The sequence below is a fragment of the Pseudomonas coronafaciens pv. oryzae str. 1_6 genome, assembly GCF_000156995.2.
Lineage (GTDB): Bacteria > Pseudomonadota > Gammaproteobacteria > Pseudomonadales > Pseudomonadaceae > Aquipseudomonas > Aquipseudomonas tremae.
Genome location: NZ_CP046035.1, coordinates 2,574,471 through 2,593,650, shown reverse-complemented (window position 1 = coordinate 2,593,650; position 19,180 = coordinate 2,574,471). Strand labels below are relative to the sequence as shown.

The following is a 19,180-nucleotide window of genomic DNA, read 5'->3' as shown; positions in this document are numbered from 1 at the left end:
GCTATCACGATCGACAGGCTGTTCTGAAAGCCCACGAATGGGCCGCTATTCAAACCGTTACGTCAGCTACCGGCAGTAAAACCTGAGGGTTCGGATGAAAGAACACGTGTTCTCGGACCGGTCCCACAGCGATCTCGCCAATTTCCTCATAACCCTGTCGTTTATAGAACTCGAGATATCGGGGGTTGCCAGTATCTACGACGATGCCCTGAGAGTTTTCATCCACAGCGCACCAGTCATGCAACGCGCCTAACAATTGCTCGCTTAAATCCTGACCCAGCTTCTGCCCCTGAAACTCTGGGTCCAGGCCAATCAGGGGCAGCACATGCACAGTTTCTGATGGCACGCATGCAAGTACGGCGTTGTAATAGGCCAGGTAACGCTGCGTGCAGCCCAGCCCGGTGTCCATCACCATACGCAGGCGCCACGCCCAGCTCTCGGTGACGCCAAGACGGCGCTGCGGAGGCGCGATCAGGGCTACGCCGACCAGACGATCTTCAAGAAACAGGCCCAGCGCTGGCTGGTTCTGCAGGAAATGCTGCTTGACCAGTTGGCGGATGGTCGCCAGTACGCGTTGCTCGTACCCCTCACGCTCAGCATTGAACAGGTACGCAAACGTCGGGTCGTGCCGGTAGGCCCTGAACAGCAAAGAGCGGGTTTCACGGGAATAGCCGCTGTCGAGTTGGCGGATTTCGCCCGTGATGGCAACAGGTAGGGACATAAAGGGCCTCATGTTAACGGAACTGCGTCTTGCGCAGCGGTTCTGGCAAGCAGCCTTTCGAGTGATGGCCATTGATAACAGTTCCAATAAATTCTCGGACCACCGCTGCTACGTTGTACCTACGCAACACTGGTCCTGAACCGGCAGGTCGGCTAGCATCGCCGTTTGCTTTTGCTCAGGACCGCCGCTTTATGAAAATCGTCTCGTTCAACATCAACGGGCTGCGTGCCCGCCCCCATCAGTTGGCGGCGCTGATCGAAAAACACCAGCCTGATGTCATCGGCCTTCAGGAAACCAAGGTTTCGGATGAGCAGTTTCCCCATGCAGACATCGAAGCGCTGGGCTACCACGTGCATTTCCACGGCCAGAAAGGCCATTACGGCGTGGCACTGCTGTCGCGCAATCCGCCGCTGGACCTGCACAAAGGCTTCGAAGGCGACGACGAAGAGTCGCAGAAGCGCTTTATCCGGGGCACCTACGCGGACAGCAATGGCCAGCCGGTCACGATCATGAATGGCTACTTTCCCCAGGGCGAGAGTCGCGACCACCCGACCAAGTTTCCAGCCAAGCAGCGTTTTTACGAAAACCTCCAGAGCCTGCTGGAAAGCCATTTCAGCAATGAACAGCCGCTGATCGTCATGGGCGACGTCAATATTTCCCCAGAGGACTGCGACATCGGTATTGGGGCTGACAATGCCAAGCGCTGGCTGAAAACCGGCAAATGCAGTTTTCTACCCGAAGAGCGCGAATGGATGGAACGCCTGAAGAACTGGGGGCTGGTGGACAGTTTTCGCTATCTGAACCCAGAGGTCAGCGATCGCTTCAGCTGGTTCGACTATCGCAGCCGCGGTTTTGAAGACGAGCCCAAGCGCGGCCTGCGCATCGACCTGATCATGACGTCGACCGGTCTGCAGCCGCGCATCAAGGCCGCTGGCGTGGACTATGATCTGCGGGGCATGGAAAAGCCTTCCGATCACGCCCCTATCTGGCTTGAACTGAGCTGATCAGGTTTGCGCCGCACGACCCGTGTTCATTCCTGAGCGGGTCGCCTGCGCAATGACCGAGCAATCGTCATATTCCAGCAATATCACTGTCTTATTCTCCCGTCACCCTCCCGTGATTCATGGTGACGCCGATGCTGCGCGCTCTGCTAACGGCGCTGATCCTGACGAGCGCCACCCTGCCCGCCTCCGCGATTGCGGCATTGCCAATGGCTTCGGGCGACGCGCCAGTGCTGCGCATCCAGGGCTCCAACACCATCAACGCCCAACTGACGCCTGCACTGGTTGAAGAACTGATGCGTCAACAAGGCATGCAAGCAGTGCGGTCCCTCCCCAGCGCCGTCAACGAGCTGCGAGTCGTCGGTACGACGCCAACCGGGCAACTGGTCAGCATCGACATCGCTGCGCACGGCTCGGGCACCGGCTTTTCTGCCCTGAAGGCCGGTAACACGGACATTGCCGCCTCTTCGCGTCCGATCAAGGATCAGGAAGCGAAAGACCTGGCCGGACTTGGCGACCTTAAAAGTGCGGCGGGAGAGCAAATCATCGGCATTGATGGCGTCGCAGTCATTCTGAACCCGGGCAATCCGCTGAGACAGCTGGATACTGTGCAGCTGGCGCGGATTTTCAGTGGTGAGGTCAAGGACTGGAGCGAGGTGGGTGGCAATCCGGGAGCGATTCATCTGTATGTACGCGATGAGAAGTCCGGTACGTATGAAACCTTCAAGGAGCTGGTACTCGCTAAATACGGCAAGCAGTTGGCCGCTAACGCCTTGCGCTTCGAGTCCAGCGAACAGCTGTCCGACGAGGTCAGCAAAGACGTCAACGGCATCGGTTTTACCGGGCTGCCCTCGGTCAGACATGCCAGAGCCGTCGCCATTGCAGATGGAGAGTCCAGGCCGATGCTGCCGACCACCAGCCTGATTGCCACCGAGGATTATCCGCTTTCGCGCCGTCTCTACCTGTATGTGCCGCCCGCGGGTCACCAGCGCTGGGCACAGGCGCTTGTGCATTTCGCGCAAAGCGCCGATGGTCAGGCCATTGTGGCCAGAAGCGGTTTTGTAGCGCAGACGGTGCAGGCCCTGAAAGTGCAGCCCACTGCGCAGATGCCTGCCGATTATCAGGCGCTGACTCGCAAGGCTGACCGGCTTTCCGTCAACTTTCGTTTTGCGCAAGGCAGCGCCAGGCTGGACAACAAGGCTCAGCAGGACCTTAAGCGAGTGGCCGACTACCTGAAAGCGCAAGACAAGCTTGATCAGCATGTGACGCTGGTCGGTTTCGGCGATGCCAAGAGCGATCCGGCCCGCGCCACCCTGCTCTCGCGACTACGCGCCATGGCCGTGCGCCGCGAGCTGTTGAAGAGCGGCGTTACATTTCGCGAGATTCTAGGGCTGGGTGACGAAATGCCTGTGGCGAACAACGATATCGACGATGGCAGAATCAAGAACCGCCGCGTCGAGGTATGGGTGCAGTAACCGCCCTGCGACTCAGGGCCGGCTGCGAGAAAGGTCTGCAGGCAGGTACTTGCCCAGCTCGAATTTGCCGATGGCTGCGCGATGCACCTCATCAGGACCATCGGCCAGGCGCAGCGTGCGCTGCATGGCGTACATGTACGCCAAAGGGAAATCATCGGAAACACCGGCCCCGCCGTGCATCTGGATGGCCCGATCAATGACCTTCAGCGCAACATTGGGCGCGACGACCTTGATCTGTGCTATCTCGCTTTTAGCCCCTTTGTTACCGGCGGTGTCCATCATGTAGGCCGCCTTCAGCGTCAACAGACGGGCCATGTCGATTTCCATGCGCGAGTCGGCAATCTTGTCGATGTTGCCACCCAGCTTTGCCAATGGCTTGCCGAACGCAACGCGATCAAGAGAGCGTTTGCACATCAGTTCAAGCGCGCGCTCAGCCATGCCGACGGAGCGCATGCAGTGATGAATACGACCTGGCCCCAGGCGGCCCTGAGCAATTTCAAAACCTCTGCCTTCACCCAGCAATACGTTGTCGAACGGCACCCTGACGTCTTCAAACAACACTTCGGCATGGCCGTGCGGGGCGTCGTCGTAGCCAAATACAGGCAGCGGTCGGACAATCTTCACGCCCGGCGTGTCGACCGGCACGAGGATCATCGAGTGCTGCTGATGACGTGGCCCGTCGAGATTGGTGAGGCCCATGAAGATAAGTATCTTGCAACGCGGATCGCAGGCACCGGAGGTCCACCACTTGCGGCCATTGATCACCCACTCATCGCCTGCGCGCTCGGCACGGGCGGCCATGTTGGTAGCGTCCGACGACGCTACTTCAGGTTCGGTCATGGCGAATGCAGAACGAATCTCGCCACGCAGCAACGGTTCAAGCCAGCGGGCTTTCTGCTCGGCGCTGGCGTAGCGAACCAGCACTTCCATGTTGCCGGTGTCGGGCGCAGAGCAATTGAACGGTTCCGGCCCAAGTAACGAGCGGCCCATGATTTCAGCAAGGGGGGCATATTCCAGGTTGGTCAGTCCGGCACCCAGTTCTGATTCGGGCAAGAACAGATTCCACAATCCCTCTGACTTTGCACGAGTCTTGAGTGCCTCCATGATCGCCGTGGGCTGCCAGCGATCCCCTTCTGCGACCTGTTGTGCGAAGACCGGCTCGGCCGGATAAACGTAACTGTCCATGAATGCCGTGACTCGCTCACGCAGTGCCTGCACTTTGGGGGAATACGCAAAATCCATGGGTTCGCTACCTTTTCGATCAGGTTTTCGATTTCATGACCGGATGCTAGAGAAGCGACGAGCATTTATCTAATCTATTCTCGTCGTGTATAAACATTCATAACCGATATATGATTCTTCATCGCAACGGCACACTCTGCCTACCGGAAAGCTCATCACAATAACAGCACGAGGCGCCTCATCAATGAACCTGAACAAGGTCGATCTCAACCTTTTCATTGTCTTCGACGCCATCTACACCGAAGCCAATCTGACCCGTGCGGGGCAGATTGTCGGCATCACCCAGCCTGCGGTGTCCAATGCACTGGCACGCTTGCGCGAGACGTTTAATGACCCGCTGTTTGTAAGGACAGCGCAAGGCATGGTCCCTACGCCCATGGCGCAGAACATCATCGGCCCGGTGCGTAACGCCCTTTCATTGCTCAGGGTCTCGGTACAGGAAAGCCGTATTTTCAATCCGCTGCAGGCTGGCAAGAACTACCGCATCAGCATGACCGACCTGACCGAAGCAGTCATTCTGCCGGCGCTATTTCAGCGCCTGAGACGCCTCGCGCCTGCGGTCACCATTGAGAGCTTCCTGTCCAAACGCCGCGAAACCACCAAGGAACTGGCCGCAGGTCGCCTCGATTTTGCCGTGGACGCACCGCTCAATACCGACCCGCAGGTACGTCACGTCAAGCTTATGGAAGACCGCTACGTGTGTGGCATGCGCAAAGGCCATCCGCTGGCGAACAAGGCACAATTGACGCTGGATGATTATCTGGCACAGCCACACATTCATATCTCAAGCCGCCGCAGCGGGTTGGGCCATGTGGACCTTGCGCTCGGCAAGATAGGCATTCAACGCAGGATCGCGCTGCGCTCTCAGCATTACCTGATGGCGACCCAGGTGCTGCAGCAGACAGACATGGTCATGACCGTGCCGGAACGCTTCGCCAGACGCAATGACTTGCATTACGTGTACCTGCCGGTCAACGACGTTCCATCTGTTGAAATGCACCTCTATTGGCACGAGAGCACCGATCAGGACCCCGCCAACCGCTGGATGCGCGAGCAGATCATAGAGCTTTCCCAGCGCGTGGTCGCTCAAGAAAGCCATCTTGAAAACGCATGAACTTATAATATTAAGACTTTGTTTTTAAAACATTTTAATAAAATAGTTAAAGCTGTTTCTAGCTTTCAAGCCAGGTGCCTGACGCATTTAATCAGCCCCCTTTCTTGACGCTTACGTCAAGCTGACTTTAGGTTAGCGTTGTTCCTTTCGCCGAGCCCAGCCATGAGCAGTCAGACGTACAGTATTTCCGAGCTTGCCCGCGAGCTGGACATCACCACCCGCGCCATCCGCTTTTACGAAGAGCAAGGCATGCTGAGCCCCGAGCGCAAAGGCCTCGAACGTATTTATTCGGCCCGTGACAAAGTCACGCTGAAGCTGATCCTGCGTGGCAAGCGTATTGGTTTTTCGCTGGCCGAGTGCAAGGAACTGATCTCGCTATACGACCCTCGCGGCGGCAATCGAAAGCAGTTGCAGACCATGCTGGGCAAGATTGCCGAGCGCCGGCAACAGCTGGAGCAGCAATTGCTGGATATCCAGCAGATGCAGCTGGAACTGGACACCGCTGAGGAACGCTGCCGTGCCGAACTCGATAAAACCGCTGCCCTCTCACACTGACTCCGAAGGCGCTGCCATGTCACTCCCGCAACAGGTAAACATTGTCGAAGTCGGCCCACGTGATGGCCTGCAGAATGAAGCCCGGTCAATCAGTGTCGAAGACAAGGTAAGGCTGGTGGATGATCTGACCAATGCAGGGCTCACTCATATAGAAGTCGGCAGTTTCGTGTCTGCCAAGTGGGTTCCGCAAATGGCAGGGTCGGCTCAGGTCTTTGAACGCATAAAGCGCAGTGAAGGTGTCATCTATTCGGCCCTGGCCCCCAATCTTAGGGGGTTCGAGGACGCACTGGCAGCAGGAGTTCGGGAAGTCGCGGTGTTCGCTGCCGCCACCGAGGGGTTCTCCCGGCGCAACCTCAACTGCTCCATCAGCGAGAGTCTGGAACGCTTCGCGCCTGTCATGGCTGCTGCGCGCCTGCATGGCATGCGGGTCAGAGGTTATGTGTCCTGCGTGCTGGGTTGCCCCTATGAAGGCAGCGTACCTCCGGCGCAGGTGGCTGCCGTGGCCAATGAACTGCACGCGATGGGCTGCTACGAGATTTCGCTGGGTGACACCATTGGTACAGGCACACCGGGCGCCACACGGGCGCTGATCAATGCTGTCGCCGACCAGATCCCACGCGGCAAGCTGGCCGGGCATTTTCACGATACCTATGGCCAGGCACTGGTAAACATCTACGCCAGCCTGGAGGAAGGCATCCAGGTGTTCGACAGCTCTACCGCAGGCCTTGGTGGCTGTCCCTACGCGAAAGGCGCCAGCGGCAATGTGGCCACCGAAGATGTGCTGTACATGCTGAAGGGCCTGGGTATCGAAACGGGCGTCGATCTAAACAAGGTAATCGACGCCGGACAGCGCATTTGCGACGTTTTGCAACGCAGCAACGGCTCCAGGGTTGCCAAGGCCAGGCTGGCTCAGTGACAAACGTCACCGGTCGGTAACGAGGTGCGACATCTTGTCACAGAGTGTTACTCTCCCCCGCGTTCAGTCGAGACAAACGGGTAACACGGAAACAATCGACCGCAGAATCAAATGGCTTGATGCCTTGAAATAACCCTGAAGCTCACTGTTTCATGGGTTTCGGAAAACTGGCACGGGTCCTGCTATATCTCTTGTACAACAAAAATAAAAACACGCAGCAACCCAATAAAAACAACACGTACCGGCTCTGACATAACAAGAACAACACGGACAGAGGCGTAGCTAACAGATTTTTTTGAAGTGGACAGCTTTTCTGAACAGCTTGCCTGGCAAGTCGTTCGCAGTCAGACAGAGAACAATAAAACTGCCCCAAGGCAGCTCCCGTACTGACTGGATCAACACGATGAAAGTGGCCTCAGCGCTCAAAAAAATACGTTTGCTCTTGATCCAGCTTGTGGGTCGCTCAAAAAAGATGTGAAGGGTCAGGTCACCAAAAACAACAACAGACCTCCCGACAAACAAAAAAGAGCATAGAGATACACCTTGAAGGGGAGCCCAGGCTCCCCTTCGTGCTTTCTGGCGTTTGCCTGGCGCCGATGTCGCCGTCGTTCCCCCTCCCTTGTACACGCACTTCCCCAGCGTCCTTTCGCCCATAGGCCGCATTGACAGCATCCGGCTACAAGTTTACGTTAACGTAAAGGTAATAGCTGATTCGAACCTATCAAACAAAGAATAAAACAGGAACGCTGCCCATGAGTTACCCCAGCCTGAACTTCGCCTTGGGCGAAACCATCGACATGCTGCGTGATCAGTTGCAGTCGTTCGTCGCCGCAGAGCTCTCCCCCCGCGCTGCCCAGATCGACAAGGACAACCTGTTCCCCGTCGACATGTGGCGCAAATTCGGTGAGATGGGCGTGCTGGGCATCACAGTCAGCGAAGAATATGGCGGCGCAGGACTCGGGTATCTGGCGCATGTGGTCGCGATGGAGGAAATCAGCCGCGGCTCGGCCTCCGTGGCGCTGTCCTACGGCGCGCATTCAAACCTGTGCGTTAATCAGATCAACCGCAACGGCACACTTGCGCAGAAAGCCCGCTACCTGCCCAAGCTGATCAGCGGCGAGCACGTTGGCGCACTGGCCATGAGCGAGCCGAACGCCGGCTCGGATGTGGTTTCCATGAAGCTGCGCGCTGACAAGCGTGGCGATCATTACGTCCTCAATGGCAGCAAGACCTGGATCACCAATGGGCCGGATGCCGATACCTATGTCATCTACGCCAAGACCGACCTGGAAAAGGCTGCGCACGGCATCAGCGCGTTTATCGTCGAGCGAGACTGGAAAGGTTTCTCGCGTGGCAGCAAATTCGACAAGCTCGGTATGCGCGGCTCCAACACCTGCGAGCTGTTTTTCGATGATGTCGAGGTGCCGGAAGAGAACCTGCTGGGGGCGCTCGACGGTGGTGTCAGGGTGCTGATGAGCGGCCTGGACTACGAACGCGTGGTGCTCTCCGGCGGGCCCACCGGGATCATGCAAGCCTGTATGGACGTGGTTGTGCCCTATATTCATGACCGCAAGCAGTTTGGCCAGAGCATCGGCGAGTTCCAGTTGATTCAAGGCAAGGTTGCCGACATGTACACCCAGCTCAATGCCAGCCGTGCCTACCTGTATGCCGTGGCCCAGGCCTGTGACCGCGGTGAGACCACGCGCAAGGACGCCGCAGGCGTCATCCTCTACAGCGCCGAGCGTGCGACGCAGATGGCGCTGGACGCCATTCAGATTCTCGGCGGCAATGGCTATATCAACGAATTTCCAGCCGGGCGGCTGTTACGTGACGCCAAGCTTTACGAAATCGGCGCAGGCACCAGCGAAATCCGGCGCATGCTGATAGGTCGCGAACTGTTCAACGAAACCCGTTGATTGCGGAGCTCACATGGCCATTCTCCACACCCGAATCAACACCCGTTCCGCAGAGTTTGCGCTTAATCACTCGGCGTTGCTCAAGCAGGTCCACGCGCTGCGCAGCCTGCTCAATCAGGTCCAGCAAGGCGGCGGTCTCAAGGCTCAGGAGCGCCACACATCGCGCGGCAAGTTGCTGCCCCGCGACCGCATCAATCGCCTGCTGGATACCGGCTCGCCGTTTCTGGAAATCGGCCAACTGGCCGCGCATGAGGTCTATGGTGAAGATGTTCCGGCTGCCGGAGTGATTGCCGGCATTGGTCGTGTCGAAGGCGTCGAGTGCATGATCATCGCCAACGACGCGACGGTGAAAGGCGGCTCCTACTACCCGCTGACCGTGAAAAAGCACCTGCGCGCCCAGACCATTGCCCAGCAAAACCGTCTGCCGTGCATCTACCTGGTGGACTCGGGCGGCGCCAACCTGCCGCGCCAGGACGAAGTGTTTCCCGATCGTGAACACTTCGGGCGGATTTTCTTCAATCAAGCCAACATGAGCGCCCAAGGCATTGCGCAGATCGCGGTGGTAATGGGTTCTTGCACGGCAGGTGGAGCCTATGTGCCCGCCATGGCCGACGAAGCGATCATGGTGCGCCAGCAAGCCACCATCTTTTTGGCCGGCCCGCCGCTGGTCAAGGCTGCCACCGGTGAAGTGGTCAGCGCAGAAGAACTGGGCGGTGCCGATGTGCATTGCCGCACCTCCGGGGTCGCCGATCATTACGCCGAGAGCGATGAGCATGCCCTGGCGCTGGCACGGCGCAGTATCGCTAACCTGAACTGGCGCAAGGCGGGCCAGTTGAACATCGAGCCGCCGGTTGCGCCGCTGTATGCCAGCGATGAGCTATACGGTATTGTCCCCGCCGACACCAAGCAGCCGTTCGATGTGCGCGAAGTCATCGCCAGGCTGGTAGACGGTTCCGTGCTGGATGAATTCAAGGCGCTGTTCGGTACGACGCTGGTCTGCGGCTTCGCCAGGCTGCACGGTTATCCGGTCGCGATTCTGGCGAATAACGGCATTCTGTTTGCCGAAGCGGCGCAGAAAGGTGCGCATTTCATCGAGCTGGCCTGCCAGCGGGGCATCCCGCTGATATTTCTGCAAAACATCACTGGTTTCATGGTCGGCCAGAAGTATGAAGCAGGCGGCATCGCCAAGCATGGAGCCAAGCTGGTGACCGCCGTGGCCTGTGCCAGGGTGCCCAAGTTCACGGTGATCATCGGCGGCAGTTTCGGCGCCGGCAACTACGGCATGTGCGGTCGCGCCTACGACCCACGCTTTTTATGGATGTGGCCAAACGCACGCATCGGCGTAATGGGCGGCGAGCAGGCCGCAGGCGTGCTGGTGCAGGTCAAATGCGAACAGGCCGAACGTGCCGGCCAGGCATTCAGCGCGCAACAACAGGCCGAACTGAAACAGCCGATTCTTGATCAGTATGAACATCAGGGCCACCCTTACTATTCCAGCGCGCGCCTGTGGGACGATGGGGTGATAGACCCGGCGCAAACCCGTGACATTCTCGCTCTGGCCCTCTCCGCCTCGCTCAATGCGCCCATCGAACCTACCACCTTCGGGCTGTTCCGAATGTGAGCCGGGAAACGACCATGACTTCGACTTCATTCGCAACCCTTGAACTGACCCTCGACCCCCGTGGTTTTGCCACGTTGTGGCTGAACCGACCGGACAAGAACAATGCCTTCAACGCCCAGATGATTCGCGAGTTGATCCTCGCCCTGGATCAGGTGCAAGGCGATACAAGTGTGCGTTTTTTGCTGCTGCGCGGACGTGGCAAGCATTTCAGCGCTGGCGCCGACCTGGCCTGGATGCAGCAGGCAGCCGATCTCGATTACAACACCAACCTGGACGATGCACGTGAACTGGCCGAGTTGATGTACAACCTCGCCCGACTGAAAATCCCGACGCTGGCGGTGGTACAAGGTGCAGCGTTCGGCGGCGCACTGGGCCTGATCAGTTGCTGCGACATGGCCATCGCCGCCGAAGACGCGCAGTTCTGTTTGTCCGAAGTGCGCATCGGACTCGCGCCTGCGGTTATCAGCCCTTTCGTCGTGCAGGCCATCGGCGAACGGGTAACGCGGCGCTATGCCCTGACCGCCGAGCGCTTCGACGGTCAGCAAGCGCGCCACATAGGCCTGATTGCCGAGTGCTATCCCCTGCCCGACCTTGAGGCGCGAACCGTCGACTGGATAGACAACCTGCTGCTCAACAGCCCACAGGCCATGCGCGTCAGCAAGGAATTGCTGCGGGAAGTCGGCAGTGGTGAACTCACGCCTGCAGTACGTCGTTATTGCGAAAGCACCATTGCCCGTATCCGCACCAGCCCTGAAGGCCAGGAAGGCCTGCGTGCATTTCTACAAAAACGCGCACCCGGCTGGCAGCGACACAATACGGCTGAAGAAGCATCAGAGAAGGACCTGCAGTCATGAACGTAACTGACATCAAGGTAGCTGATATCAAGGCACCCGAGCTGACCACGCTGCTGATCGCCAACAGGGGTGAAATTGCCTGCCGCATTATGCGCACGGCGAAAAAGATGGGGCTGACGACCGTTGCAGTGCACAGCGCGATTGATCGCGACGCTCGTCACAGCCGTGAAGCCGATGTCCGTATCGACCTGGGCGGCAGCAAGGCAAGCGAAAGCTATCTGGCGATCGACAAGCTGATCGAGGCAGCCAGGGCCAGCGGTGCCCAGGCCATCCATCCCGGTTACGGCTTTTTATCTGAAAACGCCGACTTTGCCCGGTCAATCGAAAAGGCCGGGCTGATCTTTCTCGGCCCGCCCGCCTCGGCCATTGACGCCATGGGCAGCAAGTCTGCCGCCAAGTCGCTGATGGAACAGGCAGGCGTACCGCTGGTGCCCGGCTATCATGGCGATGCGCAGGATATCGACACATTCCTTGCCGCCGCCGAGCGCATTGGTTATCCGGTGCTTCTGAAAGCCACAGCCGGGGGTGGCGGCAAAGGTATGAAAGTGGTCGAGCATGCCGTCGAGATGGCCGAAGCCCTGGCCTCTGCTCAACGCGAAGCGCTTTCATCGTTTGGCGATTCACGCATGCTGGTGGAGAAATACGTCATCTCTCCACGACACGTCGAAATTCAGGTGTTCGCCGACCGGCATGGCAACTGCCTTTACCTGAACGAACGCGACTGCTCCATTCAGCGCCGTCATCAGAAAGTAGTCGAAGAGGCCCCTGCGCCCGGTCTGAAGCCGCAACTGCGCAAGGCCATGGGCGAAGCTGCAGTCACTGCTGCACAGGCCATTGGCTACGTGGGAGCAGGCACGGTGGAGTTTCTGCTGGATGCCCGCGGAGAGTTCTTTTTCATGGAAATGAACACTCGCCTGCAAGTAGAGCATCCGGTCACCGAGTACATCACCGGGCTCGACCTGGTGGAGTGGCAGATCCGCGTTGCTCGTGGTGAACCCTTGCCGATCACTCAGGCGCAGGTCCCGCTGACAGGACACGCTATAGAAGTCCGGCTGTACGCCGAAGACCCGGCCAACGATTTTCTGCCCGCGACAGGCAGGCTTGAGCTCTATCGAGAGCCCGTCAGCGGCGTCGGCAGACGCATAGACATCGGTGTGGCCGAGGGCGACAGCATTTCACCCTTCTATGACCCCATGCTCGGCAAGCTGATTGCGTGGGGCGAAAACCGCGAAGAAGCGCGCCTGCGCCTGCTGGGTATGCTGGACGAGTTCGCCGTAGGCGGCGTCATGACCAATCTGGCCTTTCTGCGCCGCATCATTGCTCATCCAGCCTTTGCTGCGGCCGAACTGGATACCGGTTTCATTCCTCGCTACCAGGATCAACTGCTGCCAGCGACCCACGAGCCCTGCGAGGCATTCTGGCAAGCTGCCGCCGAGGCGTTCAGACAGAGCGAACCGGCCCGTATCGATCAGGCCGACCTGCACTCGCCGTGGGCCGACGCGTCAGGCCTTCGTGTCGGCCTGCCTGCACAGACCAATGTACTCCTGAGCTGCAACGGGCAAACTCATGCCGTGCGCCTGCTCGATAACGGCACATCGCTGATCCATCTGGGAGGCGAGCAACTGCATATTGAAAACGATGGTTTGCGCACAAGGCACCTTGCAACACGTCGCGGCGACACGCTTTACCTCAAATGGCAGGGTGATCTGCACACCGTGCACAAAGTTGACCCCGTGAACCAGGTTGAGTCTGTTCAGGGACAGCATGGCGGCCTGACCGCGCCCATGAATGGCAGCATCGTCCGCGTGCTGGTCGAAGTGGGCCAGACAGTCGAGGCCGGGGCACAGTTGGTGGTGCTTGAGGCCATGAAGATGGAGCACAGCATCCGCGCAGCCGCTACGGGTGTAATCAGCGCGCTTTACTGTCGAGAGGGAGAGATGGTCAATGAAGGCGCCGTTCTGGTGGAGCTGGACTGACCGAGCTGCGCTGTCAGGTACCCGTCACAGTGCCAGTATTCTGCCACACAAAAAAACGCCCTGAATAATCAGGGCGTTTTTTTTGCAGCAAGGACGAATCAGTAGTACGCGTTTTCTTTCTGCGTATGGTCCGTTACATCGCGGACGCCCGACAGCTCGGGTATGCGCTCAAGTAATGTGCGCTCGATACCTTCCTTCAGCGTGACATCAGCCTGACCGCAACCCTGACAACCCCCACCGAACTGCAGCACGGCGATGTTTTTCGCCTCCTCCTCGACCACGTCGATCAGGGTAACCTGACCACCGTGACTGGCGAGCCCGGGGTTGATCTCGGTTTGCAGGTAGTAATTGATTCGCTCGTTGATCGGGCTGTCGGCATTGACCATCGGCACTTTGGCGTTCGGCGCCTTGATGGTCAGCTGACCACCCATGCGGTCGGTTGCGTAGTCGACAACGGCGTCGTCCAGGAAGGCTTCACTGAAGCCGTCGATCCAAGCGGTAAAACTCTTCAGGCCAATGGCCTTGTCGTCCGGTTTTTCTTCACCCGGTTTGCAGTAGGCAATGCAGGTTTCGGCGTACTGAGTGCCGGGCTGAGTGATAAATACGCGGATGCCGATGCCCGGGGTATTCTGCTTTTCCAGCAGATCGGCCAGATAATCGTGGGCGGCGTCGGTAATAGTGATAGCGGTCATGAAAATTCCTCGCAGACGTGCTGGCAGTTTACGCCAATCGGCCGCGCCATACAAAGTCCTAGTATTTTTGTCAGGTTAATGCCTGAACCCGACCGCCCGAGCGACGCTCGTCAAGCCAGCCCTTCATTCGTCGGTAGAGCCCCTTCTCGATCCACTCATAGCTGACCCAAGCGCCGATGGCGATGATCGGTATGCAAAAGGCGAACACCACGTAAGGGCTCAAGCCGAAACGCTGCGCCATCAACAATCCGCCATACAGCACCAGCACGTGCAACAGGTAAACCGAATACGAGCAATCCCCCAGCACCTTGAGCAGGCGACTGCCTTTGAAAAAGGGCTCCAGAGAAATACATGACAAAACGATCAATGCGCTGGGCAGACCCCAGTTGAGCAGACGGTGCTCGTTTGTCAGGCTATTAATAGCGTACAGCCCGACCGCAATACCTGCCAAAGGCAGCCATAGCGCCTGTTTGATCCATCCACGGCGATAGAGAATGCCGATACCGATACCGAGGAGAAACTCGTAAACGATGTCATTGCCGTAGAACCGGCTGATCAGCCCTGCCTTTGCCAGCACTTCACTGACCGCAAACAGCGCGGCAGCAATAATCAACGGCCGGTGGCGTTGCTCGAACAGGAACACCATCGAGAACAGCAGGTAGAAAAACATTTCGTAGTTGAGCGTCCAGCCGACATTCAGTGTCGGATAAAGGCCGTAACCGCCGGGGTTTTCCGAAGGGATAAACACCAGTGATAGCAGGAAATTCTGCCAGCCGATGACCTGGTGGGGCAGCATTGGCGCTGCGATCAGCAGGAGTAAACCCATCGCAGCGGTATACAGCCAATAAGCCGGTACGATGCGGATCAAGCGATGAAGGATGAAGCGCCGGGCTGGCATGTCGCTGTTTTGGGTAGAGAGAAAAATCACCAAACCACTGATGACGAAGAAGATATCGACGCCCACTGCACCTTTGGAAACGAAGAACTCACCAATCGGGCCACTGGCCTTGAAATCGAAAAAAATCTGCATGAAGTGGTGACACACCACGACCCACGCGGCAAACGCCCGCAGGGCCTGAACTGAAATCAACATTGCGAAAACCTCTACCGCCTGACTTTCAATCGTGCACCGGCCTGCAGCCGGACACACGACGCGCACCATTTCCGACCACGATTTTGGAAAAAAGATCGCGCAAGATGCGTTTCGTTCAGGAAGTGATAATGGCTGGAGGCCATGTTCCATATGGCTTTCTTTACAAATCCATAGCCACAGGCAACATGAATGATTTTCATGGAAAACCGCGACACCACCAAAAGCGCTCCGGTTTGCTATCATCGCGTCATTTAAAGCATCGACCTTCTCAAGGTAGCCCTCATGTCTGACCGCAGCGCCCGCCATCAAGCCTTTCTTACTGCTCTCAAACAGCGGATTCTGATCCTCGATGGCGGCATGGGCACCATGATCCAGAGCTACAGGCTCGAGGAGCAGGACTACCGTGGCAAGCGCTTCAGCGACTGGCCAAGTGACGTCAAAGGCAACAACGACCTGCTGATCCTGACGCGTCCAGACGTGATAGGCGCCATCGAAAAGGCTTATCTGGATGCGGGCGCAGACATTCTCGAGACCAACACTTTCAACGCGACGCAGGTGTCCCAGGCCGACTACGGCATGGAGTCGATCGTTTATGAGCTGAACGTCGAAGGTGCCCGGCTGGCGCGAAAAGTGGCAGACGCCAAGACTCTCGAAACCCCAGACAAACCACGCTTTGTCGCCGGCGTCCTCGGCCCGACCAGCCGCACCTGTTCGCTGTCGCCGGATGTCAACAACCCTGGCTATCGCAATGTCACCTTCGACGAACTGGTCGAGAACTACACCGAGGCCACCAAGGGCCTGATCGAAGGCGGCGCCGATCTGATCCTGATTGAAACCATCTTCGACACACTCAACGCCAAAGCCGCAATCTTTGCCGTGCAGGGCGTGTTCGAAGAGCTGGGCTTCGAGCTGCCGATCATGATTTCCGGCACCATCACCGACGCCTCAGGCCGTACCCTGTCGGGGCAGACTACCGAAGCTTTCTGGAACTCGATCAGCCATGCCAAACCGGTCTCGGTCGGCCTGAACTGCGCGCTGGGTGCCAGTGAACTGCGACCTTACCTGCAGGAACTGGCCAACAAGGCCAACACCCATGTTTCAGCGCACCCCAATGCTGGCTTGCCGAACGCCTTTGGCGAATACGACGAGCTGCCGAGCCAGACGGCAAAAATCATCGAAGAGTTCGCCCAAAGCGGCTTTTTGAACATTGTCGGTGGTTGCTGCGGCACGACGCCCGCGCACATCAAGGCGATTGCCGAGGCTGTATCGGGTTATGCCCCGCGTGAAATTCCGGACATCCCGAAAGCCTGTCGCCTGTCGGGTCTTGAGCCGTTCACCATTGATCGCCAGTCGCTGTTCGTCAACGTCGGCGAACGGACCAACATCACCGGCTCGGCCCGCTTCGCCCGCCTCATTCGTGAAGACAACTACACCGAAGCCCTGGAAGTCGCCCTGCAACAGGTCGAAGCCGGCGCCCAAGTAATCGACATCAACATGGACGAAGGGATGCTCGATTCGAAGAAGGCCATGGTGACCTTCCTCAACCTGATCGCAGGCGAGCCGGATATCTCTCGCGTACCGATCATGATCGACTCGTCCAAGTGGGAAGTCATCGAGGCCGGCCTCAAGTGCATTCAGGGCAAGGGCATCGTCAACTCGATCAGCATGAAGGAAGGCGTCGAGCAGTTCATTCATCACGCCCGCCTGTGCAAGCGTTACGGTGCAGCGGTAGTGGTGATGGCCTTCGACGAACAGGGCCAGGCCGATACCGAAGCGCGCAAGAAGGAGATCTGCAAGCGCTCCTACGACATATTGGTCAATGAAGTGGGCTTCCCGCCGGAAGATATCATCTTCGACCCGAATATCTTCGCCATTGCCACTGGCATCGAAGAGCACAACAACTATGCCGTGGACTTCATCAATGCCTGTGCCTATATCCGCGATGAGCTGCCGCATGCCCTGACCTCGGGCGGGGTGTCCAACGTCTCGTTCTCGTTCCGCGGCAACAACCCGGTGCGTGAAGCCATTCACTCGGTGTTCCTGCTGCATGCGATCCGTAATGGCCTGAGCATGGGCATCGTCAACGCCGGTCAGCTGGAAATCTACGACCAGATCCCGGCCGAGCTGCGGGACTGCGTCGAAGACGTCGTGCTCAACCGCAACCCTGAAGGCACCGATGCGTTGCTGGCCATTGCCGACAAGTACAAGGGCGATGGCAGCGTCAAGGAAGCCGAAACCGAAGAGTGGCGCAGCTGGCCGGTCAACCAGCGGCTGGAACACGCGCTGGTCAAGGGCATTACCACGCACATTGTTCAGGACACCGAAGAGTCGCGCCTGGGGTTCAAACGACCTATCGAGGTCATCGAGGGCCCGCTGATGTCAGGCATGAACGTGGTCGGCGACCTGTTCGGCGCGGGCAAGATGTTCCTGCCACAGGTGGTGAAGTCGGCACGTGTGATGAAGCAGGCGGTGGCGCACCTGATCCCGTTCATCGAACTGGAAAAAGGCGACAAGCCCGAAGCCAAGGGCAAGATCCTGATGGCCACGGTCAAGGGCGATGTTCACGACATCGGCAAGAACATCGTCGGCGTGGTGCTGGGCTGTAATGGTTACGACATTGTCGACCTTGGCGTGATGGTGCCTGCCGAGAAGATCCTGCAGGTCGCTCGCGAACAGAAATGCGACATCATCGGCCTTTCCGGGCTGATTACCCCATCGCTGGACGAGATGGTGCATGTTGCCCGGGAAATGCAGCGTCAGGATTTCCATCTGCCCTTGATGATCGGCGGCGCAACCACATCCAAAGCCCACACCGCGGTCAAGATCGAACCCAAATACAGCAACGATGCGGTGATCTACGTCACCGACGCGTCTCGTGCGGTCGGTGTCGCGACCCAACTGCTTTCCAAGGAGCTGAAGCCGGCTTTCATCGAGAAGACCCGCCTTGAGTATGTCGAAGTACGTGAGCGCACCTCGGCACGCAGCGCGCGCACCGAACGCCTTAGCTATGGCGCGGCGGTGGCCAAGAAGCCGCAGTTCGACTGGGAAAACTACACCCCCGCCCAGCCGACATTCACCGGCACACGTATCCTGCAGGACATCGACCTGAACGTACTGGCTGAGTACATCGACTGGACGCCGTTCTTCATCTCCTGGGATCTGGCCGGTAAATACCCGCGCATCCTGACCGATGAAGTGGTCGGTGAAGCGGCTACCGCGCTGTTTGAAGATGCCCGCCAGATGCTGCGCAAGCTGATCGATGAAAAGCTTATCAGCGCCCGCGCGGTGTTCGGTTTCTGGCCGGCCAACCAAGTCAATGACGACGATCTGGAGGTCTACGGCGACGACGGCAAACCGCTGGCCAGGCTTCACCACTTGCGTCAGCAGACCATCAAGCCCGACGGCAAGCCGAACTTTTCGCTGGCCGACTTCGTTGCGCCCAAAGACAGCGGCCTGACCGATTACATTGGTGGTTTTATCACCACCGCCGGTATCGGTGCCGAAGAAGTGGCCAAGGCCTATCAGGACAATGGCGACGACTACAACTCGATCATGGTCAAGGCCCTGGCCGACCGTCTCGCCGAAGCCTGCGCCGAATGGCTGCACCAGCAGGTGCGCAAGGAATACTGGGGCTATGCGAAAGACGAGGCGCTGGACAACGAAGCGCTGATCAAGGAGCAGTACATGGGTATTCGCCCTGCCCCGGGCTACCCTGCGTGCCCTGATCACACCGAAAAAGGCACCCTGTTCGCCTTGCTCGACCCGCTACCGGAAGGTACACCGGAGCACACGCCAGGTAAAAGCGGCGTGTTCCTGACCGAGCACTACGCCATGTTCCCGGCCGCTGCGGTCAGTGGCTGGTATTTTGCTCATCCGCAGGCGCAGTACTTTGCTGTAGGCAAGGTCGACAAAGATCAGGTCGAAAGCTACACCGCACGCAAGGGCCAAGACCTGAGTGTCACTGAACGCTGGCTGGCCCCCAACCTTGGCTACGACGAGTAACG

15 protein-coding genes are annotated in these 19,180 nt (G+C 58.3%); 10 read left to right on the top strand and 5 right to left on the bottom strand.

The genetic code is table 11. The features are described 5' to 3' along the window. Window positions 1-49 precede the first annotated feature (49 nt). Window positions 50-721, bottom strand: a complete 672-nt coding sequence (locus POR16_RS11785; protein ID WP_005892919.1) for a GNAT family N-acetyltransferase — start codon at window positions 719-721, stop codon at window positions 50-52. 191 nt (window positions 722-912) lie between these two features. On the opposite strand from POR16_RS11785, the gene xthA reads away from it, so the two are divergent. Both xthA and POR16_RS11775 read left to right on the top strand, forming a co-directional pair. Continuing rightward, complete coding sequence (xthA, locus tag POR16_RS11780; protein WP_005892920.1) at window positions 913-1,725, top strand: exodeoxyribonuclease III; 813 nt, start codon at window positions 913-915, stop codon at window positions 1,723-1,725. Window positions 1,726-1,856: 131 nt separating this feature from the next. Further along, window positions 1,857-3,197 (top strand): substrate-binding domain-containing protein, encoded by a 1,341-nt coding sequence (locus POR16_RS11775; RefSeq protein WP_005892921.1) that lies wholly within the window; start codon window positions 1,857-1,859, stop codon window positions 3,195-3,197. A gap of 12 nt (window positions 3,198-3,209) precedes the next feature. On the opposite strand, the gene POR16_RS11770 is transcribed toward POR16_RS11775, so the two are convergent. Then, window positions 3,210-4,439 carry an acyl-CoA dehydrogenase gene (locus tag POR16_RS11770; protein ID WP_053480012.1) on the bottom strand — a complete coding sequence of 410 codons (1,230 nt, stop codon included), beginning with the start codon at window positions 4,437-4,439 and terminating at the stop codon, window positions 3,210-3,212. A gap of 184 nt (window positions 4,440-4,623) precedes the next feature. On the opposite strand from POR16_RS11770, the gene POR16_RS11765 reads away from it, so the two are divergent. The 3 genes from POR16_RS11765 to POR16_RS11755 all read left to right on the top strand — a co-directional run bounded on the left by POR16_RS11765 (window position 4,624) and on the right by POR16_RS11755 (window position 7,024). Then, entirely contained in the window at window positions 4,624-5,553 is a 930-nt protein-coding gene (locus tag POR16_RS11765; protein WP_005892924.1) for a LysR family transcriptional regulator, read from the top strand. A gap of 162 nt (window positions 5,554-5,715) precedes the next feature. Beyond that, the gene (locus POR16_RS11760) at window positions 5,716-6,108 is read left to right on the top strand and encodes a MerR family transcriptional regulator (RefSeq protein WP_005892925.1); all 393 of its coding nucleotides are present in this window, start codon (window positions 5,716-5,718) and stop codon (window positions 6,106-6,108) included. Between the two features lie 16 nt (window positions 6,109-6,124). Then, window positions 6,125-7,024, top strand: coding sequence for a hydroxymethylglutaryl-CoA lyase (locus tag POR16_RS11755; RefSeq protein WP_122381308.1), 900 nt, complete (start codon window positions 6,125-6,127; stop codon window positions 7,022-7,024). A gap of 282 nt (window positions 7,025-7,306) precedes the next feature. Here POR16_RS11755 and POR16_RS26295 read toward each other — a convergent pair whose 3' ends face one another. Next, a complete protein-coding gene (locus POR16_RS26295; protein WP_024671487.1) occupies window positions 7,307-7,546 on the bottom strand; it encodes a hypothetical protein in 240 nt (79 codons plus the stop codon). Between the two features lie 230 nt (window positions 7,547-7,776). Between POR16_RS26295 and POR16_RS11750 the strand changes: the two genes are divergently transcribed. Genes POR16_RS11750 through POR16_RS11735 form a run of 4 tightly spaced genes read left to right on the top strand, consistent with a single transcriptional unit; the run spans window position 7,777 to window position 13,391 of the window. Next, a complete protein-coding gene (locus POR16_RS11750; protein ID WP_005892932.1) occupies window positions 7,777-8,940 on the top strand; it encodes an isovaleryl-CoA dehydrogenase in 1,164 nt (387 codons plus the stop codon). Window positions 8,941-8,953: 13 nt separating this feature from the next. Then, the gene (locus POR16_RS11745; RefSeq protein ID WP_005892933.1) at window positions 8,954-10,561 is read left to right on the top strand and encodes a carboxyl transferase domain-containing protein; all 1,608 of its coding nucleotides are present in this window, start codon (window positions 8,954-8,956) and stop codon (window positions 10,559-10,561) included. 14 nt (window positions 10,562-10,575) lie between these two features. Continuing rightward, window positions 10,576-11,415, top strand: a complete 840-nt coding sequence (locus POR16_RS11740) for a gamma-carboxygeranoyl-CoA hydratase (RefSeq protein ID WP_053480010.1) — start codon at window positions 10,576-10,578, stop codon at window positions 11,413-11,415. After that, window positions 11,412-13,391 (top strand): acetyl/propionyl/methylcrotonyl-CoA carboxylase subunit alpha, encoded by a 1,980-nt coding sequence (locus POR16_RS11735; RefSeq protein WP_193566955.1) that lies wholly within the window; start codon window positions 11,412-11,414, stop codon window positions 13,389-13,391. The genes POR16_RS11740 and POR16_RS11735 overlap by 4 nt, the downstream gene beginning before the upstream one ends. A gap of 98 nt (window positions 13,392-13,489) precedes the next feature. Here the strand turns inward: POR16_RS11735 and nfuA are convergent, their stop codons facing one another. Then, the gene (nfuA, locus tag POR16_RS11730) at window positions 13,490-14,083 is read right to left on the bottom strand and encodes a Fe-S biogenesis protein NfuA (RefSeq protein ID WP_005892938.1); all 594 of its coding nucleotides are present in this window, start codon (window positions 14,081-14,083) and stop codon (window positions 13,490-13,492) included. Window positions 14,084-14,153: 70 nt separating this feature from the next. Continuing rightward, window positions 14,154-15,176 carry an acyltransferase family protein gene (locus POR16_RS11725; RefSeq protein ID WP_005892939.1) on the bottom strand — a complete coding sequence of 341 codons (1,023 nt, stop codon included), beginning with the start codon at window positions 15,174-15,176 and terminating at the stop codon, window positions 14,154-14,156. A gap of 282 nt (window positions 15,177-15,458) precedes the next feature. Here POR16_RS11725 and metH point away from each other — a divergent pair, with 282 nt between their 5' ends. Continuing rightward, on the top strand, window positions 15,459-19,178 hold the full coding sequence (metH, locus tag POR16_RS11720) for a methionine synthase (protein ID WP_005892940.1): 3,720 nt from the start codon (window positions 15,459-15,461) through the stop codon (window positions 19,176-19,178). The last annotated feature ends 2 nt before the right edge of the window (window positions 19,179-19,180 follow it).

What these genes read in the sequence shown, in the direction of transcription:
- POR16_RS11740 (WP_053480010.1), top strand. Translation starts at nt 10,576, where the DNA reads ATGACTTCGACTTCATTCGCAACCCTTGAACTGACCCTCGACCCCCGT.
- nfuA (WP_005892938.1), bottom strand. Translation starts at nt 14,083, where the DNA reads ATGACCGCTATCACTATTACCGACGCCGCCCACGATTATCTGGCCGAT.
- POR16_RS11755 (WP_122381308.1), top strand. Translation starts at nt 6,125, where the DNA reads ATGTCACTCCCGCAACAGGTAAACATTGTCGAAGTCGGCCCACGTGAT.
- POR16_RS11735 (WP_193566955.1), top strand. Translation starts at nt 11,412, where the DNA reads ATGAACGTAACTGACATCAAGGTAGCTGATATCAAGGCACCCGAGCTG.
- POR16_RS11745 (WP_005892933.1), top strand. Translation starts at nt 8,954, where the DNA reads ATGGCCATTCTCCACACCCGAATCAACACCCGTTCCGCAGAGTTTGCG.
- POR16_RS11785 (WP_005892919.1), bottom strand. Translation starts at nt 721, where the DNA reads ATGTCCCTACCTGTTGCCATCACGGGCGAAATCCGCCAACTCGACAGC.
- POR16_RS11750 (WP_005892932.1), top strand. Translation starts at nt 7,777, where the DNA reads ATGAGTTACCCCAGCCTGAACTTCGCCTTGGGCGAAACCATCGACATG.
- POR16_RS11770 (WP_053480012.1), bottom strand. Translation starts at nt 4,439, where the DNA reads ATGGATTTTGCGTATTCCCCCAAAGTGCAGGCACTGCGTGAGCGAGTC.
- POR16_RS11760 (WP_005892925.1), top strand. Translation starts at nt 5,716, where the DNA reads ATGAGCAGTCAGACGTACAGTATTTCCGAGCTTGCCCGCGAGCTGGAC.
- metH (WP_005892940.1), top strand. Translation starts at nt 15,459, where the DNA reads ATGTCTGACCGCAGCGCCCGCCATCAAGCCTTTCTTACTGCTCTCAAA.
- POR16_RS11725 (WP_005892939.1), bottom strand. Translation starts at nt 15,176, where the DNA reads ATGTTGATTTCAGTTCAGGCCCTGCGGGCGTTTGCCGCGTGGGTCGTG.
- xthA (WP_005892920.1), top strand. Translation starts at nt 913, where the DNA reads ATGAAAATCGTCTCGTTCAACATCAACGGGCTGCGTGCCCGCCCCCAT.
- POR16_RS11775 (WP_005892921.1), top strand. Translation starts at nt 1,857, where the DNA reads ATGCTGCGCGCTCTGCTAACGGCGCTGATCCTGACGAGCGCCACCCTG.
- POR16_RS11765 (WP_005892924.1), top strand. Translation starts at nt 4,624, where the DNA reads ATGAACCTGAACAAGGTCGATCTCAACCTTTTCATTGTCTTCGACGCC.